Origin of the sequence: Nonomuraea purpurea, from assembly GCF_042650645.1 — a bacterium.
GTDB classification, from domain to species: Bacteria; Actinomycetota; Actinomycetes; order Streptosporangiales; family Streptosporangiaceae; genus Nonomuraea; species Nonomuraea purpurea.
The window spans coordinates 1-567 of sequence record NZ_JBHSBI010000102.1 but is presented as its reverse complement, the minus strand read 5'-3'; the positions used below and the strand labels follow the sequence as shown (position 1 = coordinate 567).

The window sequence follows — 567 nt, the reverse complement described above, 5'->3', positions numbered from 1 at the left end:
GAAAGGTCCTTACAGACCTGCATGTCTTCGTGCTCGATCGCGGCGGGAAACCGTTGCAGCCGTGCCGGCCCGGCCGGGCCCGGCAGATCCTCAAAGCAGGCCGGGCGGTGGTGGTCCGGCACACCCCGTTCGTCATCCGCCTACTCGACCGCACCGTGACCGGGTCCACCGTTCCCGGCGTTGAGATCGGCCTCGACCCCGGCTCCAGGCACACCGGCATCGCCGTCTTCACCGAACATGACGGCAGCCGTGCCGGGAAATACAGTATCCAACTCGACCACCGGGGCGCGGCGATCCGCGACAAGCTCACCGCCCGCTCGACCTACCGGCGTGGCAGGAGGTCGCGGAACCTGCGCTACCGCGCTCCGCGATTCCGCAACCGCGCCAGGCCCGAGGGCTGGCTCGCGCCGTCCCTGCGGCACCGGGTGGACACCACCATGTCGTGGATGGCCCGGTTGAGGCGGTGGGCTCCCGTGCGCGCCGTCCACCTCGAGCGCGTCGCCTTCGACACGCACGCCATGTCGGCGGGCCGGCCGCTGGAAGGCATCGACTACCAGCAGGGCACAC

At 70.5% G+C, this 567-nt stretch carries 1 protein-coding gene; it reads left to right on the top strand.

The annotated features are described in order from the left end of the window. Positions 1–29: 29 nt before the first annotated feature. A partial coding sequence (iscB, locus tag ACFOY2_RS54710; RefSeq protein ID WP_379536122.1) for an RNA-guided endonuclease IscB occupies positions 30–567 on the top strand: 538 nt, incomplete at its 3' end.